Source organism: Pseudonocardia halophobica (genome assembly GCF_027922425.1).
In the GTDB taxonomy this organism is placed as follows: Bacteria; Actinomycetota; Actinomycetes; order Mycobacteriales; family Pseudonocardiaceae; genus Pseudonocardia; species Pseudonocardia halophobica.
Map to the genome: position 1 here is coordinate 1 of NZ_BSFQ01000112.1, position 1,488 is coordinate 1,488.

Genomic DNA, 1,488 nt, shown 5'->3' on the forward strand with positions numbered 1-1,488 from the left:
GTCGTCCTCACCTCGAACTGTGCGCGCACCCCGCGGATGGGCCTCGGCGCCTACTGCGCGTCGAAGGCCGCGACCGACATGATGGCCCGCTGCCTCGCCTTGGAGCTCGCGGCGCACCGCGTCCGGGTGAACTCGCTCTGTCCCGGCTCGTGCGACACCGAGCTGCAACGCGCGCAGTGGGTGGCTCTGGGGATCGGGCCCGAGCGTCAGATCCAGGGCGACCCCACGTCGTTCCGGACCGGGATTCCGTGGGGCCGGCTCGCCACGCCGCAGGACGTCGCGGAGACGGCGCTGTTCCTGGCCTCGGACGCCGCGGGTTTCGTGACGGGGCAGTCCCTGCACGTCGATGGAGGTCAGACCCTGACATGAGCGACTTCGAAGGACTGACCGCGATCGTGACCGGCGGCGCCTCCGGCATCGGCGCGTCCACGGCGGCCCTGCTGGCCGAGCGCGGTGCGCGGGTCGCGGTCCTCGACCGCGAGGTCGACGCTGTGCCCGCACCGATCCTCGGGCTGAAGGCGGACGTCACGGACGACGAGTCCGTGCGCCGTGCCGTCGAGCAGGTCGTCGCCGAGACGGGCGGGCTGCACATCCTGGTCAACAACGCCGGCATCGGCACCGCCGGCACTGTCGAGGACAACGGGCTCGACGAGTGGAACCGCGTCCTCGACGTCAACCTGCTCGGCGTCGTCCGCGTGACCAGGGCAGCCCTGCCCGCGCTGCGCCGGTCCGCGTCAGGCGTGGTGGTCAACGTCGGATCGATCGTGGCGACCACCGGCCTGGTGGACCGGGCCCTCTACTCGGCGAGCAAGGGGGCCGTCCTCGCGCTGTCCCGGGCGATGGCCGCCGACCTGGTCGGGGAGGGGGTGCGGGTGAACGTCGTCTGCCCCGGGACCGTGGCCACGCCGTGGCTCGACCGGCTGCTCGGCGTCGCCGACGACCCGGAGGCCACGCTCGCTGCGCTGCAGGCTCGCCAGCCCACCGGCCGACTCGTCGGGCAGGAGGAGATCGCGCGGGCGATCGTCCATCTCGCGGACCCGGGGCTGCCGTCCCTGACCGGTTCCGTGCTGGCGGTCGACGGGGGCATGAACTCGCTGAGGTGACGGACCGGCCCCGGCCACCGTGTACTCGGTCGGCCGGGCCGATAACCTCGACGGCGCGGCGGCGGTAGCGGGTCGGATACAGACGTTTCTCGACGCTGAACGAGGTGCCGCCAGCGCTTGAAGGGCGGCGTGTTTCCATCAAGTGGACCGCAGCCGGCATGACCAGCCGCCGGAGAGGCCTCCAGCACCGAGGCCGGGCACGACGTCGACCCGCACGAACACCGAGGTACGCCTAGAAGAGGTGGTTCTTGCCGCCGAAGACCTCGCTGACCGAGTCGTCGGTGAAGATCCGGCGGATGGAGTCGGCGAGTAGCGGGGCGCAGGACACGACGTCGATCGTGGGCGGGGCGCCCGGCGGCAGCGGGATGGTGTCGGTGACGACGAT

The 1,488-nt window shown here is 72.2% G+C and carries 2 protein-coding genes; both read left to right on the forward strand.

Going from position 1 to position 1,488, the window contains the following annotated elements:
* Positions 1-369, forward strand: a 369-nt coding sequence (locus PKE99_RS37500; protein WP_271215021.1) for an SDR family oxidoreductase, incomplete at its 5' end; no start/stop codon positions are given.
* A complete protein-coding gene (locus tag PKE99_RS37505) occupies positions 366-1,103 on the forward strand; it encodes an SDR family NAD(P)-dependent oxidoreductase (RefSeq protein ID WP_271215022.1) in 738 nt (245 codons plus the stop codon). The genes PKE99_RS37500 and PKE99_RS37505, both read left to right, overlap by 4 nt.
* Positions 1,104-1,488 lie beyond the last annotated feature (385 nt).